The sequence below is a fragment of the Neisseria sp. P0021.S005 genome (genome assembly GCF_051956955.1).
On record NZ_JBQCWY010000948.1, the window covers coordinates 1 to 462 of the forward strand.

The following is a 462-nucleotide window of genomic DNA, read 5'->3' on the forward strand; positions in this document are numbered from 1 at the left end:
GCCGTCAGCAGTTCAACACCGCCATCGCCGCCGTAATGGAACTGCTCAACCAATACGATAAAACCGACACCGGCAGCGAACAAGGCCGCGCCGTCGCTCAAGAAGTATTGGAAGCCGCCGTACGCCTGCTGTGGCCCATCGTGCCGCACATCTGCGAAACCCTGTGGAGCGAATTAAACGGCGCGAAACTGTGGGAAGCAGGCTGGCCGACAGTCGACGAAGCCGCCTTGGTCAAATCCGAAATCGAAGTCATGGTTCAAGTCAACGGCAAACTGCGCGGCAAAATCACCGTCGCCGCCGACGCCTCCAAAGCCGACCTCGAAGCCGCCGCACTCGCCACCGAAGGCGCGGTGAAATTCATGGAAGGCAAGCCCGCCAAGAAAATCATCGTCGTACCGGGCAGACTGGTGAACATCGTGGTGTAAAGTCTGATTCGGCATTGATTGCTGTAATAAGAAAGGT

General features: G+C 57.4%; 1 protein-coding gene. It reads left to right on the plus strand.

All coding sequences use genetic code 11. From position 1 onward, the window contains the following. A partial coding sequence (locus tag ACTHUE_RS20305) for a class I tRNA ligase family protein (RefSeq protein WP_440424311.1) occupies positions 1 to 425 on the plus strand: 425 nt, incomplete at its 5' end. Positions 426 to 462 lie beyond the last annotated feature (37 nt).